At 63.8% G+C, this 12,742-nt stretch carries 13 protein-coding genes; 9 read left to right on the top strand and 4 right to left on the bottom strand.

Going from position 1 to position 12,742, the window contains the following annotated elements; translation table 11 throughout:
* Positions 1 to 26 precede the first annotated feature (26 nt).
* From ilvN to miaA, 3 genes are all read right to left on the bottom strand, one after another.
* Positions 27 to 545, bottom strand: a complete 519-nt coding sequence (gene ilvN / locus IEX64_RS05905) for an acetolactate synthase small subunit (protein WP_188818745.1) — start codon at positions 543 to 545, stop codon at positions 27 to 29.
* 30 nt (positions 546 to 575) lie between these two features.
* Positions 576 to 2,318, bottom strand: coding sequence for a biosynthetic-type acetolactate synthase large subunit (ilvB, locus tag IEX64_RS05900; RefSeq protein WP_188818744.1), 1,743 nt, complete (start codon positions 2,316 to 2,318; stop codon positions 576 to 578).
* 217 nt (positions 2,319 to 2,535) lie between these two features.
* Positions 2,536 to 3,522: a tRNA (adenosine(37)-N6)-dimethylallyltransferase MiaA gene (miaA, locus tag IEX64_RS05895; protein WP_188818743.1), complete on the bottom strand. Its 987-nt coding sequence runs from the start codon at positions 3,520 to 3,522 to the stop codon at positions 2,536 to 2,538.
* Here miaA and serB point away from each other — a divergent pair.
* Positions 3,515 to 4,396, top strand: a complete 882-nt coding sequence (serB, locus tag IEX64_RS05890) for a phosphoserine phosphatase SerB (protein ID WP_229710091.1) — start codon at positions 3,515 to 3,517, stop codon at positions 4,394 to 4,396. The two genes, miaA and serB, sit on opposite strands and share 8 nt — an antisense overlap.
* A 141-nt stretch (positions 4,397 to 4,537) precedes the next feature.
* Here the strand turns inward: serB and purL are convergent, their stop codons facing one another.
* Positions 4,538 to 6,718: a phosphoribosylformylglycinamidine synthase subunit PurL gene (purL, locus tag IEX64_RS05885; protein WP_188818783.1), complete on the bottom strand. Its 2,181-nt coding sequence runs from the start codon at positions 6,716 to 6,718 to the stop codon at positions 4,538 to 4,540.
* 124 nt (positions 6,719 to 6,842) lie between these two features.
* Here purL and IEX64_RS05880 point away from each other — a divergent pair, with 124 nt between their 5' ends.
* The 8 genes from IEX64_RS05880 (at position 6,843) to IEX64_RS05845 (ending at position 12,738) form a co-directional block, all read left to right on the top strand.
* The gene (locus IEX64_RS05880; protein ID WP_188818782.1) at positions 6,843 to 7,097 is read left to right on the top strand and encodes an exodeoxyribonuclease VII small subunit; all 255 of its coding nucleotides are present in this window, start codon (positions 6,843 to 6,845) and stop codon (positions 7,095 to 7,097) included.
* A gap of 3 nt (positions 7,098 to 7,100) precedes the next feature.
* On the top strand, positions 7,101 to 8,009 hold the full coding sequence (locus IEX64_RS05875) for a polyprenyl synthetase family protein (protein ID WP_188818742.1): 909 nt from the start codon (positions 7,101 to 7,103) through the stop codon (positions 8,007 to 8,009).
* On the top strand, positions 8,009 to 8,539 hold the full coding sequence (gene coaD / locus IEX64_RS05870) for a pantetheine-phosphate adenylyltransferase (RefSeq protein ID WP_188818741.1): 531 nt from the start codon (positions 8,009 to 8,011) through the stop codon (positions 8,537 to 8,539). The genes IEX64_RS05875 and coaD overlap by 1 nt, the downstream gene beginning before the upstream one ends.
* Positions 8,540 to 8,629: 90 nt before the next feature.
* The gene (locus IEX64_RS05865; protein WP_188818740.1) at positions 8,630 to 9,307 is read left to right on the top strand and encodes a peptidylprolyl isomerase; all 678 of its coding nucleotides are present in this window, start codon (positions 8,630 to 8,632) and stop codon (positions 9,305 to 9,307) included.
* A 90-nt stretch (positions 9,308 to 9,397) separates the two neighbouring features.
* A complete protein-coding gene (queA, locus tag IEX64_RS05860) occupies positions 9,398 to 10,426 on the top strand; it encodes a tRNA preQ1(34) S-adenosylmethionine ribosyltransferase-isomerase QueA (protein ID WP_188818739.1) in 1,029 nt (342 codons plus the stop codon).
* 12 nt (positions 10,427 to 10,438) lie between these two features.
* On the top strand, positions 10,439 to 10,948 hold the full coding sequence (locus tag IEX64_RS05855) for a hypothetical protein (RefSeq protein WP_188818738.1): 510 nt from the start codon (positions 10,439 to 10,441) through the stop codon (positions 10,946 to 10,948).
* Between the two features lie 75 nt (positions 10,949 to 11,023).
* The gene (locus IEX64_RS05850) at positions 11,024 to 11,968 is read left to right on the top strand and encodes an ABC transporter ATP-binding protein (protein WP_188818737.1); all 945 of its coding nucleotides are present in this window, start codon (positions 11,024 to 11,026) and stop codon (positions 11,966 to 11,968) included.
* Positions 11,965 to 12,738, top strand: a complete 774-nt coding sequence (locus tag IEX64_RS05845) for an ABC transporter permease (RefSeq protein ID WP_188818736.1) — start codon at positions 11,965 to 11,967, stop codon at positions 12,736 to 12,738. Before IEX64_RS05850 ends, IEX64_RS05845 begins: the two co-directional genes overlap by 4 nt.
* Positions 12,739 to 12,742 lie beyond the last annotated feature (4 nt).

Genomic DNA, 12,742 nt, shown 5'->3' with positions numbered 1-12,742 from the left:
AGCGGGGCAAGCCACAAATCAAAATGTCAGGCTTCCTCGGCACCGCGGATCATGCCGACGACGCCGGTACGGCCGACTTCGACGAGGCCCAACTCGCGCATGATCGCCACGAAGGTGTCGATCTTGTCGGGGGCACCGGTCAGTTCGAAAATGAAGCTGGACGTACTGGTGTCGACCGGCTTGGCGCGGAACACATCGGCGATGCGCAGCGCCTCGACGCGCTTTTCGCCCATGCCGGCAACCTTGATCAGAGCCAGTTCGCGTTGGACGAAAGGGCCTGATTCGGTGAGGTCGACGACCTTGTGTACGGGAACCAGCCGTTCGAGCTGGGCGTGGATCTGGTCGATCTGGCTCGGTGGGCCATGAGTAACGATGGTGATCCGGCTCACCGCGTGGTTCTCGGTGATGTCGGCCACGGTCAGGCTATCGATGTTGTAGCCGCGCGCGGTGAACAGGCCCGCGATCTTGGCGAGAATGCCGGCCTCGTTGTCGACCGTCACAGTCAGGACGTGGCGCTCTTCGGCCTCGTGCTTGATATGCATCATGTCAGTCATGTTCCTAGGGAAACCCGGCGCTCAGACGAGCGCCTTGGCCTCGTCATCCATCGTGCCGGCAACGGTGTCGCCGTAGAGGATCATTTCGGTGTGCGCCGCGCCCGAGGGGATCATCGGGAAGCAGTTGGCTTCGTTGTGCACGCAGCAATCGACGATCACCGGGCCGGGATAGTCGATCATCGCCTGGATGCCGGCATCGAGTTCGCTCTCCTTGGCGATGCGGATGCCCTTCCAGCCATAGGCCTCGGCCAGCTTCACGAAGTCGGGCAGGCTGTCCGAATAGGAATTCGAATAGCGGCTTTCGTAGGTCAGTTCCTGCCACTGGCGGACCATGCCCATCCACTCGTTGTTGAGGATGAAGATCTTCACCGGCAGGCGGTATTGCGTCGCGGTGCCCAGCTCCTGGATGTTCATCTGGATGGAGGCATCGCCAGCCACGTCGATGACGAGGCTGTCCGGATTGCCGAGCTGCGCGCCGATGGCGGCAGGCAGACCATAGCCCATGGTGCCCAGACCGCCCGAAGTCAGCCACTTGTTGGGGCTGAAGAAGTGGAAGTGCTGGGCGGCCCACATCTGGTGCTGACCCACCTCGGTCGAGATGATCGGATCCTTGTCCTTGGTCAGTTCGAACAGGCGCTCGATCGCGAGCTGCGGCATGATCGCATCGGCATTGGCCGGGAAGGAGAGGCTCTTGCGTTCGCGCCAGGTGTCGATGCGGCCCTTCCAGCCGGTGAGGTCCTGCGCCTTGCGATCGCCCCAGACGTCAAGGATCTGCTCGAGAACCTGCGCGCAGTCGCCGATGATCGGCAGGTCGACCGGAACCGTCTTGTTGATCGAAGACCGGTCGATGTCGATGTGGATCTTCCTCGAATTGGGCGCGAAGGCGTCGAGGCGGCCGGTTACGCGGTCATCGAAGCGCGCGCCGACGCAGACGATCAGGTCCGACTGGTTCATCGCCATGTTGGCTTCGTAGGTGCCGTGCATGCCGAGCATGCCGAGCCAGTCGGGATTGTCCGCGGGGAACGCGCCGAGGCCCATCAGCGTCGAGGTGACGGGCGCACCGGTCTTCTTCTGCAATTCGCGCAGCAACGCCGTTGCTCTCGGGCCGGAGTTGATAACGCCGCCGCCGGTATAGAGGATCGGTGCGCGGGCGCCCGCGATCATCTCGACGGCCTGCTCGATCTCCTCGCTCGCACCCTGCGTGCGAGGGGCATAGCGCTGACGGCGCTGGGGCGGCGCGTCGCTCCAGGCGGCCATGGCGATCTGCACATCCTTGGGAATGTCGATCAGGACCGGGCCGGGACGGCCGGTGGTGGCGATCTGGAACGCCTCGTCAACGACCGCGGCGAGGTCGGCCGGGTCCTTCACGAGATAATTGTGCTTGGTGCAGTGGCGCGAGATGCCGACCGTATCGGCTTCCTGGAACGCGTCAGACCCGATCAGGGCGGTGGGGACCTGCCCGGTAATGACCACCAGCGGAATGGAATCGAGGAAAGCGTCGGCAATGCCGGTCATGGCATTGGTCGCGCCCGGGCCCGAGGTGACGAGAACGACGCCGGGCTTGCCGGTTGAACGCGCATAACCTTCGGCGGCATGGGCCGCGCCGGCCTCGTGGCGGACGAGAATGTGGCGAATGCGCTCCTCTCCGAAGAGGGCATCGTAGATCGGCAGTACGGCGCCGCCCGGATAGCCGAATACGAACTCGACTCCCTGCTTGGCCAGACTTTCGACCAGGATGTTCGCGCCGCTGCGCTCTTCACTCACAACCCATTCCTTTTCGACTCGATGCCAGACCCGCCAATCGGGGAGCATCCGAAAGCGCGCACCCATACTCTGGTAACCTCCGGAAACAAGGTTTTCCGGGGGCTTTCGCGCTCCAATGAAACCGACCCGACACGACTATGGGCCGTGCCGGGTCATCCTCTCCTCCCTGCATAACTTCCCATCAGCAGGTGAGTGCGCCTCTAAGGAAACGTATGTGTTACGTCAACCCAAAATGGCGATATAAAATTGCTGTAATATTTCCAATTTCGAAACTTTCAAACTCAACTCTGGGCCATTCTTCCGGGGGCTGATGGCGAAGCCAGGTGTATTGCCGCTTGGCGTAATTGCGCGTTGCCTGCGCGCCGCGCGCCATGGCTTCGTCGAGCGGACAGGTGCCTCTTACGACTCCGGCGAGTTCGGGAACGCCGATGGCGCGCATGACCGGAAGGTCCGGATCGAGCCCCCGCGCCAGCAGGGCTTCGACCTCGGCGAGGGCGCCGCGTTCGACCATCCGGGCAAACCGGAGGTCGCAGCGCGCATAGAGCGCTTGTCGCTCCGGCAGCAGGATGGCCGGATATAGCGTCACGGACTTGCCGATCCCGCCCGTGGTGTGCTGCTGCCAATAGGCGAGGGGGCGCCCGGTCGCGCGGACGACTTCGAGGGCGCGGGAAATGCGCGCCGTATCGGCAGGAGCGAGCCGCGCGGCGCGCTCCGGGTCCTCCGTCTGCAAGGCGGCATAGGCCTTCTCGACCGGCATCGCGCGAACTTCGTCACGAACTGTCGCGTCGATAGCCGGTACGGGGGCGATGCCGTCGAGCAGGGTGCGGATATAGAGGCCGGTCCCGCCAACCAGGATCGGCACGGCGCCATCGGCGTGGATATCGGCGATGGTCGCGCGCGCCGTTCTGGCCCAGTCCGCGGCGGAGCATGCCTCGGCGCCGTCCCAGGCGCCGAAGAGGCGATGCTCGATGCCGTCCATCTCTTCTTCGGTCGGGCGTGCGCTCAGGATCGTGAGGTCGGCATAGACCTGCGAACTGTCGGCATTGACGATGACCGCCCGGCGCCCGCGCCGTCCCAGTTCCTGCGCCAGTGCGACGGCACAATCGCTCTTGCCGCTGGCGGTCGGCCCTGCGATGAGCGCCAGCGGCGGCCGGCCTCCGGTTGCAGTATCATAAGACGTATCAAGGGAATTCGCAGTGCTCATTGCCCGGCTGATAGCAGAACCGGATCATCTTTCGACCAATCTCGAAGCCGCCCGGGCGGAGATGGAAAAGGTCGGTGTGCGCATTGCCTCTGCGGCCATGCTCGATTTCTGCGGACAGACGATGGAGATCGATTCTCCCGACGATGACGCCGCGGCCCTGCGCGCCGGTCTCGATGCGCACTTCGCGCCGAGCGACGGGCTGGTCTGCGCCGAAGAGCCGGTCGTGCCGCGCGTGTTCATCTCGGACATGGACTCGACGATGATCGGGCAGGAGTGCATCGACGAGCTGGCCGATTTCGCCGGGATCAAGGAACGGATTGCCGCCATCACCGAACGTGCGATGCAGGGCGAACTCGATTTCGAACAGGCGCTGCGCGAACGCGTGGGGCTTCTCGAAGGGCTTTCGACCGATGCCATCGATCAGTGCCTTGCCGAGCGGATCCGTCCGGTCTCGGGTGCGAAGGTGCTGGTGGAAACGCTAAAGGCTATGGGATGCCGCACGGTGCTGGTTACCGGCGGATTCCATCACTTCGCCGATCCGGTGGCCGCACAGCTCGGCTTCGAGCATGTAGTCGGCAATCGTCTCGGCGTGGCCGACGGCAAGCTGACCGGGGGCTTGGCCGGCCCGGTGGTCGACAGCTCGGTCAAGAAGGCCACGCTGCTGGAAGAGATGGCCGCAGCCGGGGAGGGCGCGACGAGCCTCGCCACCGGTGACGGCGCCAACGACATCCCGATGCTGGAAGCCGCCACATACGGCATCGCCTACCGCGCCAAACCCAAGGCCCGCGCCGCGTCAAACGGCTGGATCGACCGGGGCGACCTGGCGAGCGTGCTCCGGCTGCTCGGTATCCCTGAAAAGGACTGGATACGCTAACCACGCCTACCGAGCGTTAACTTCCCCGGTCCTCCCTGTTTTGCGAAGCAAAATGGGGAGGGGGCCGCCCGCCCTTCGGCTGGCCGCCAGGCCGGCCGCTCAGGGCGAACTGCCCAAAGGGCGGCGGGTGGTGTGGAGCGGCTAGGCTTCCATCCAGTCTTTGAAGAACGCCTCGTTGGCCTCGCGCAGCGCCAAGAGGTCGACATCAAAGCCGCCATCGCGGGTTTCGGTGATGGCCCAACCGCCGACCGACCCGATGCAGACTGCATTCGGAATTTCCACTCCCTTGGGAGCAGTGACGACGTAGCGTGCCTGATCTTCGCCAAAGGCCTCGGCAGCAGAAGCAATGGTTTCCAGGAGCGCGCCGCGATTGCCGGCGAGCGCCATTTCCGCGATCGCGACAAGCAGGCCGCCGTCGCTAATGTCGTGGACAGCATTGACGGTGCCGTCGGCAATCAGTTTCCGGATCATTGCGCCGTTCGCTGCCTCTGCCTTGAGGTCGACGGGCGGCGGACTGCCGCCTTCTCGCCCAGCGATCTCGCGCAACCACAGCGACTGGCCAAGATGCGTTCCCTTGCCGCCGACCAGCCAGATGCCGTCGGTTTCCTGCTTGAACGCGATGGTCGCCATCTTGCTGTGATCAGTCAAAATACCGACGCCGCCGATGGCGGGCGTGGGCAGGATCGCAGAGCCGCCGCCGGTCGCCTTCGATTCGTTGTAGAGCGAGACGTTGCCGCTCACGATCGGGTAATCCAGCGCCCGGCAGGCATCGCCCATGCCGTGCAGGCAGCCGACGATCTGCGCCATGATCTGCGGGCGCTGCGGGTTGGCGAAGTTGAGGCAGTTGGTGATCGCCAGCGGCAGACCGCCGACCGCGCTGATGTTGCGGTAGGTCTCGGCGACGGCCTGCTTGCCGCCTTCGTAGGGATCGGCATAGCAATAGCGCGGCGTGCAGTCTGTACTGATCGCCAGCGCCTTCTGCGTGCCGTGAACGCGCACGACGGCCGCGTCGCCGCCCGACTTCTGCATGGTATCCGCGCCGACCTGGCTGTCGTATTGTTCCCAGATCCACTTGCGCGAGGCGAGGTCGGGGCAGCCCATCAGCTTGAGCAGGTCCGCGCCGATATCGGTGCTCTCGGGCACATCGCCGAGTGCGGGCACAGCGGCCCAGGCCTTGTATTCCTCGGGCGTCACATAGGGACGCTCGTATTCGGGCGCATCGTCGGCCAGCGGGCCGAGCGGAATGTCGCAGACGACCTCGCCGTCGAATTCGAGCACCATGTGGCCGGTGTCGGTCACTTCGCCGATGACCGCGAAGTCGAGTTCCCACTTCTTGAAGATGGCTTCGGCCATGGCTTCCTTGCCGGGCTTGAGCACCATGAGCATGCGCTCCTGGCTCTCGCTCAGCATCATTTCGTAGGGCGTCATTGCCTCTTCACGGCAGGGCACCTTGTTCATGTCGAGCCGGATGCCGGCGCCGCCCTTGCTGGCCATTTCGACCGACGAGGACGTCAGGCCCGCCGCGCCCATGTCCTGAATCGCAACAATGGCGTCGGTCGCCATCAATTCGAGGCAGGCCTCGATCAGCAGCTTTTCAGTGAAGGGGTCGCCCACCTGCACGGTCGGGCGCTTCTCTTCCGAGTTCTCGTCGAAGTCGGCCGAGGCCATGGTGGCGCCGTGGATGCCGTCGCGTCCGGTCTTCGAGCCGACATAGACGATCGGGTTCCCGAGGCCGGTGGCCGCGCAGTAGAAGATCTTGTCCGTATCGGCGACGCCCACGGTCATCGCGTTGACGAGGATGTTGCCGTCGTAGGCCTTGTGGAAATTGGTCTCGCCGCCCACGGTCGGCACGCCCACGCAGTTGCCGTAGCCGCCGATGCCCGAGACGACGCCCTGCACGAGGTGCTTCATCTTGGGATGATCCGGGCGGCCGAAACGCAGCGCGTTCATGTTAGCGACCGGACGCGCGCCCATCGTGAAGACGTCGCGCAGAATGCCGCCGACCCCGGTCGCCGCGCCCTGATAGGGCTCGATGTAGCTGGGGTGGTTGTGGCTCTCCATCTTGAAGATGGCGGCCTGGCCATCACCGATGTCGATCACGCCCGCATTCTCGCCGGGGCCGCAAATGACCCACGGCGCCTCGGTCGGAAGCTGCTTGAGGTGGAATCGGCTCGACTTGTAAGAGCAATGCTCGGACCACATCACCGAAAAGATGCCGAGCTCGACCAGATTGGGCTCACGGCCCAATGCACTGAGCACGCGCTCGTATTCTTCGGGGCTGAGGCCATGCGCCTCGACGACGTCAGGGGTGATTCCGCTCATGGCTTGGCCCTTAGCCATGTCCTCACGCCTAGGCTAGCCCGCTCCGGCACCTCCATGGCACTGCCCCCCTGAATTCTCTGGCTCTACCTTGACCGTGACGGGCGAGACCGCCATTGCATGGCCCATGGCCGGAGAGATGGAAGAGATCGAGAACCTGAGCTTCGAGGACGCCCTGCGCGCGCTCGAAACCATCGTGCGACAGCTCGAAAGTGGCGATGTGCCCCTGGAGGATTCGATTTCACTTTACGAGAAGGGCGACAAGCTGCGCCAGCATTGCCAGAAGCGGCTCGATGCCGCGCAGGCGCGGATCGAGCGGATCGTGACGGGGCCGGACGGCGCGCCCACCGGCACGCAGCCGTTCGACGCAGCGGATCGCTGAGCCGTGGGCGCCACCGGCGTGAAGGATGCGGTCCTCGCTGAAGGGCTCGTTCGCATCGCGGAGGAGGTCGACGCCATGTTCGATGCTCTTCTGCCCGTTCCCTCCGATGCCCGGGCCCGTCTGATCGAGGCGATGCGTTATGCGGCCATAGGCGGCGGCAAGCGGCTTCGGCCGCTGCTGCTGGCATCGGTTGCAGAGATGTACGGGGTGCAGCGCAATGCCGCGATACGGGCGGGCGTCGCGATCGAGGCGATCCACGTCTATTCGCTGATCCATGACGATCTGCCCTGCATGGACGACGACGCCATGCGCCACGGCAAGCCGACACTGCACCTTGCTTACGACGAGGCGACTGCCGTGCTTGCTGGCGATTCGCTCCATGCTTTCGCATTCGAGGTACTGGCCGACCCGGCGACGAGCGCGGATCCCTTTACGCGCATCGAACTGGTGCAGACGCTTGGGCATGCGAGCGGTGCTCAGGGCATGGCGGGCGGCCAGATGATGGACCTGGTGGCCGAAAACAGCGATTTCGACTTACAGACCGTGACGCGGCTGCAGCAGCTCAAGACCGGGGCGCTACTTGGCGCCGCGGTGGAAATGGGCGCAGTTCTTGGCCGCGTATCGCCGGAAGGGCGTACCCACCTGCGTGGTTATGCGCGCGACATCGGCCTTGCCTTCCAGATTGTCGACGATCTGATCGACCACGAAGGCGATGCCGAAGTTGCCGGCAAGGCCGTGGGCAAGGATGCCGAGGCCGGCAAGCAGACCTTCGTTTCGCTGCTGGGCGCGGACCGGGCCCGGGAACAGGCGCGCATGCTGGTTGAACAGGCCGTCGAGCATCTCGCCCAGCATGGACGCGAGGCCGATCTGCTGCGCGCAGTGGCGCACTATATCGTGGAAAGGGATCACTGATGGCGGGCTTGGAAGCAGGTGGCGAGCGCATCGGTGTCTATCCCGGCACTTTCGATCCGATCACGCTGGGCCATGCCGACATCATCCGGCGCGGGGCCAAGCTGGTGGACAAGCTGATCATTGGCGTAACCACCAATCCCTCGAAGAACCCGCTGTTCACGCCCGAAGAGCGCATGGCCATGGTCGAGCGGGAAGTCGCCGCGCTCGGCATCGACAATGTCGAGGTCGTGGGGTTCAACGCGCTGCTGATGAAGTTTGCGCAGAAGCAGGGTGCCTCCGTGATCCTGCGCGGTCTGCGTGCGGTCGCGGACTTCGAATACGAATATCAGATGGCCGGGATGAACCAGCAGCTCAATCCGAACATCGAGACCGTTTTCCTGATGGCCGATGTCAGCCTGCAGCCGATCGCTTCCAAACTCGTGAAGGAAATCGCGATGTTCGGCGGCGATATCGCGAAGTTCGTCAGCCCCGCCGTTCGCGAGGACGTGGTGGCGCGCATCGAAGCCAACGGTCTCCAGGGGGACTACTGAGAACCGTCCCCGCCCAATTCATTCATTGTGCCGACAGCGGCCGCGCTCTATCGCGCCATGCCATGGATCGGATCAGCCTGTGAGTAATCGATGAAGTTTCGCTTGCCCCTTACCGCCTTGATGCTGGGCGCTGCGCTTGCCGCCACGCCGGTACTTGCCAAGAAGACGGCCGAGCCCGTTACGCCGGCTCCGGCCGCGCTGCCGACCTTTGTCGATCCCGACGTGACGCAAGATCCGGACAATGTGCTGTTGCTCGACCTGTCGGATGGCGGGCGCGTGGCCATTCGCCTGATGCCGCAATGGGCGCCGCACCATGTCGAGCGGATCAAGACCCTCACCAGGCAGGGCTTCTATAACGGCATCATCTTCCACCGCGTGATCGATGGCTTCATGGCCCAGACGGGCGACCCGACGGGCACCGGGCAGGGCGGTTCCGATCTTCCGGATCTGGAGGCCGAGTTCAATTCGATGCCTCACATGCGCGGCTCGGTCTCGATGGCGCGCACCAACGATCCGAACAGCGCCAACAGCCAGTTCTTCATCGTGTTCTATCCGCGCTTTGCGCTCGACCGGAAGTACACCGTGTTCGGCCGGGTGATCGGCGGGATGCAGTACGTCGACAAGATCCAGCGCGGCGAGCCGCCCGAGAACCCGACCCGCATCCTGCAGGCTTCGCTGGCCTCGCAGCACAAGGGGCTGCCGACAGCTGCTACCCCGGCGCCTGCGGCCATAACCGTGGATCAGCTCAGCAATTCGGTCTCGGACTGACCGATCGCAGTAAAGGGATGACGAGCGGCATATTCGTTCCGTGCATCCCCTGCTTGCCGATGGACAGCCCTTGGTCTAGCGCGCGCCACCATGCGTGTAGACCTCTTCGATTTCGACCTTCCGCAAGAGCGGATCGCCCTGCGTCCGGCGCGGCCGCGCGATGCCGCGCGCATGCTTGTAGTCGAAGGAGGCGCGCCTTTCGCGGATCGTCACGTGCGGGATCTCCCGGTGCTGCTCCGGCAGGGGGACGTGCTGGTGTTCAACGACACGCGCGTCATTCCTGCCCAGCTTGAGGGACGGCGCGGCGAAGCCCGGATCGGCGCGACCTTGCACAAGCGCATCGACCTGCGCCGCTGGCAGGCCTTCGTGCGCAACGCCAAGCGCCTGAAGACCGGCGACCGGATCGCGTTTCCCGCCGATGTCCATGCTCTTGCCGAGGAACGCCATGCGGACGGAAGCTGGACGCTGTTCTTCGAGGGTGATGAGCCCGTCGAGGTCCTGCTCGAGCGTGCCGGTCGCATGCCGCTGCCGCCCTACATCGCCGGCAAGCGCGAGACCGACGAGGCCGACGCCAGCGACTACCAGACCATGTTCGCGCGCGAGAAGGGCGCTGTCGCGGCCCCGACGGCGGCACTGCACTTTACGCCCGAATTGGTGGAGCGGCTCGATGCCGCCGGCATCGCTCGCGAAACGCTGACGCTGCACGTGGGCGCGGGTACGTTCCTGCCGGTGAAGGCGGACGACACCGGCGATCATCGGATGCACGCGGAATGGGGCCGTATCGATGCTGCGACCGCAGACCGCCTCAATGCCGCACGCGCAGCCGGTGGGCGCGTGATCGCGGTCGGCACCACTTCGCTGCGCCTGCTTGAAAGCGCTGCGGGCGAGGACAACGTTATCCGGCCCTTCGAAGGCGATACCTCGATCTTCATCACGCCCGGATACCGCTTCAAGGCCATCGATGGCTTGATGACGAATTTTCACTTGCCAAAGTCCACATTGTTCATGCTTGTCAGTGCCTTGATGGGGCTGGACAAGATGCAGGCGGTATATGCCCATGCCATTGCCGAGGAATACCGGTTCTATTCCTACGGTGATTCAAGCCTGTTGATTCCGTGAACAGGGAAATCCATGAAGCGTGCCTTCCTTTTTGTTGCTGCCTTGCTGATGACGGGTGCCACAACCGCACAAGCAGAAACGTCCGATTCGTCCAATCAAGCCCCGGCTGCTTCAGTGACCCATCTGACGGCGGCAGAAGAGCAGGACCTGTCGAGCAAGCTGGGCCAGTGCTTTGCACTGAAGTCGACGGGTGAGGATCGGTTGACCCTCGCGGGCTGGTTCGTCGCTGCACTTGCATCTGCCCCGCAAATTGCCGGTGTCGCAAAGGTTGAAAGCGCAACCAAGGACAAGTTCGATCGACAGGTGGCGGCGCTGTTTACGCGTTTGATGACGAAAGACTGTGTCGAATATGCACGTCCGCTTTTCCGGGCCCGAAGCAATGCGGGTGTGCGTGCGGCCGGCGAAACGCTGGGACGGTTGGCCATGCAGGAACTGATGGGCGATCCGAATGCTGCCGCTCAAATGATGGGCGGGTATCTATCCTATTTGCACGAAGAAGATTTTGCTGCCGTGGTAAAATGATAATTTCCCAGGAGCCTGGCTGAATTCGCTGCTGTCGCTCTTGGCATGGGACGGCCTGCATCCCATGCTAGGGGTATGCAGCCCATTCTGGAAATCAGCCGTCTGACCAAAACATATTCAGGCGGCTTCACCGCGCTCAAAGGCGTCGATCTTACCATCAACAAAGGCGAAATCTTCGCACTGCTCGGCCCCAACGGGGCGGGCAAGACGACGCTGATCGGCGCCGTCTGCGGGCTCGTCAGGCCGACTTCCGGCACGATCCACGCTTTCGGCGAGGACATGGCCTCCAATTGGCGCAGCCTGCGGGCGCGCATCGGCCTGGTGCCGCAGGAGCTGGCGACCGACATGTTCGAGCCTGTCCGCCGCGCCGTCAGCGATTCTCGCGGGCTCTTCGGCCTTGCTCCCGATGCCGGAAAGATCGAGGAAATCCTGCGCGCGCTCAGTCTGTGGGACAAGCGTGACGCCCAGATCCGTACGCTCTCGGGCGGAATGAAGCGCCGCGTGCTGATTGCCAAGGCGCTTGCCCATGATCCCGAACTGCTGTTCCTCGATGAGCCGACAGCCGGTGTCGATGTGGAACTGCGGCGCGACATGTGGCGGCAGATCGCCCTGTTGCGCGAGCGGGGCACCACGGTGATCCTCACCACGCACTATCTCGAGGAAGCCGAGGAAATGGCCGACCGCGTGGGGATCATCAACAAGGGGGAGATCCTGATGGTCGATGAAAAGGCCGCGATGATGGAGCGCCTTGGCCGTACGGAAGCCCTGATCTCGCTGGCGCAGCCCTTGAACGAAATTCCAGAGGCCTTGTCCGCCTTTCCGGTCACGCTGGCCGAGGACGGCCGGGTGCTGTGCTATCGCGGCGATGGCGGCGGAGAAGGGGGTGGTGCCGGCACCACCGAAGTGGCCCAGCTCACCAAGGCGCTGATCGCGGCGGGCATCGACTACACCGCCATCGACATCCACGAATCGAGCCTCGAAGACATCTTCGTCAATCTGCTGGAAGGAGGCGCGGCATGAGCCTGTTCAACGCGCGCAGCGCCTGGACCATCTACAAGCGCGAACTGCTCCGCGCTTTCCGTACGGCCTTGCAGTCGATCCTCGCGCCTGTGCTGACCACCACGCTCTACTTCGTCGTGTTCGGCGCCGCGATCGGGGGGCAGATGCAGGGCGGCATGGGCGGCGTGAACTACGGGGCCTTCATCGTGCCCGGCCTGCTGTTGCTGACCATCCTTGGCGAGAGCACCTCGAACGCCAGCTTCGGTATCTACATGCCGCGCTTTACGGGAGCGATCTACGAGCTGCTTTCGGCCCCGGTCGGTGTATCGGAGACGCTGGTCGGCTTCGTCGGGGCGGCGGCGACGAAGTCGCTTATCCTCGCGACTATCATTCTGGTCACTGCCAGCTTCTTCGTGGACTATTCGATAGCCCATCCGGTCTACGCCTTCGGCTACATCCTGCTTGTCTCTGCCAGCTTCTCGCTCTTCGGCTTCATCCTCGGCATCTGGGCCGACAACTTCGAGAAGCTGTCCATTGTACCCATGCTGATCCTGATGCCGCTGACGTTCCTGGGCGGGACATTCTATTCGATCCAGGTTCTGCCCGAGCCGTGGCGCTCGGTGGCGATGGCTAACCCCGTCGTCTATCTCGTGAACGGACTGCGCTGGACCTTCTATGGTCAATCCGATTTCCCGATCGGGCTTTCGCTAGGGCTGACTCTGCTTTTCCTCGCATTTTGCGTGGGTTTGATCGCCTGGATCTTCAAGACCGGCTGGCGCTTGCGCGCCTGACTGG

This window comes from Novosphingobium indicum, assembly GCF_014645195.1.
GTDB classification, from domain to species: domain Bacteria; phylum Pseudomonadota; class Alphaproteobacteria; order Sphingomonadales; family Sphingomonadaceae; genus Novosphingobium; species Novosphingobium indicum.
This window is presented reverse-complemented; position numbering and strand designations above follow the sequence as displayed.

What these genes read in the sequence shown, in the direction of transcription:
- purL (WP_188818783.1), bottom strand. Translation starts at nt 6,718, where the DNA reads ATGAGCGGAATCACCCCTGACGTCGTCGAGGCGCATGGCCTCAGCCCC.
- miaA (WP_188818743.1), bottom strand. Translation starts at nt 3,522, where the DNA reads ATGAGCACTGCGAATTCCCTTGATACGTCTTATGATACTGCAACCGGA.
- IEX64_RS05845 (WP_188818736.1), top strand. Translation starts at nt 11,965, where the DNA reads ATGAGCCTGTTCAACGCGCGCAGCGCCTGGACCATCTACAAGCGCGAA.
- queA (WP_188818739.1), top strand. Translation starts at nt 9,398, where the DNA reads ATGCGTGTAGACCTCTTCGATTTCGACCTTCCGCAAGAGCGGATCGCC.
- IEX64_RS05855 (WP_188818738.1), top strand. Translation starts at nt 10,439, where the DNA reads ATGAAGCGTGCCTTCCTTTTTGTTGCTGCCTTGCTGATGACGGGTGCC.
- IEX64_RS05865 (WP_188818740.1), top strand. Translation starts at nt 8,630, where the DNA reads ATGAAGTTTCGCTTGCCCCTTACCGCCTTGATGCTGGGCGCTGCGCTT.
- coaD (WP_188818741.1), top strand. Translation starts at nt 8,009, where the DNA reads ATGGCGGGCTTGGAAGCAGGTGGCGAGCGCATCGGTGTCTATCCCGGC.
- IEX64_RS05880 (WP_188818782.1), top strand. Translation starts at nt 6,843, where the DNA reads ATGGCCGGAGAGATGGAAGAGATCGAGAACCTGAGCTTCGAGGACGCC.
- IEX64_RS05850 (WP_188818737.1), top strand. Translation starts at nt 11,024, where the DNA reads ATGCAGCCCATTCTGGAAATCAGCCGTCTGACCAAAACATATTCAGGC.
- ilvN (WP_188818745.1), bottom strand. Translation starts at nt 545, where the DNA reads ATGATGCATATCAAGCACGAGGCCGAAGAGCGCCACGTCCTGACTGTG.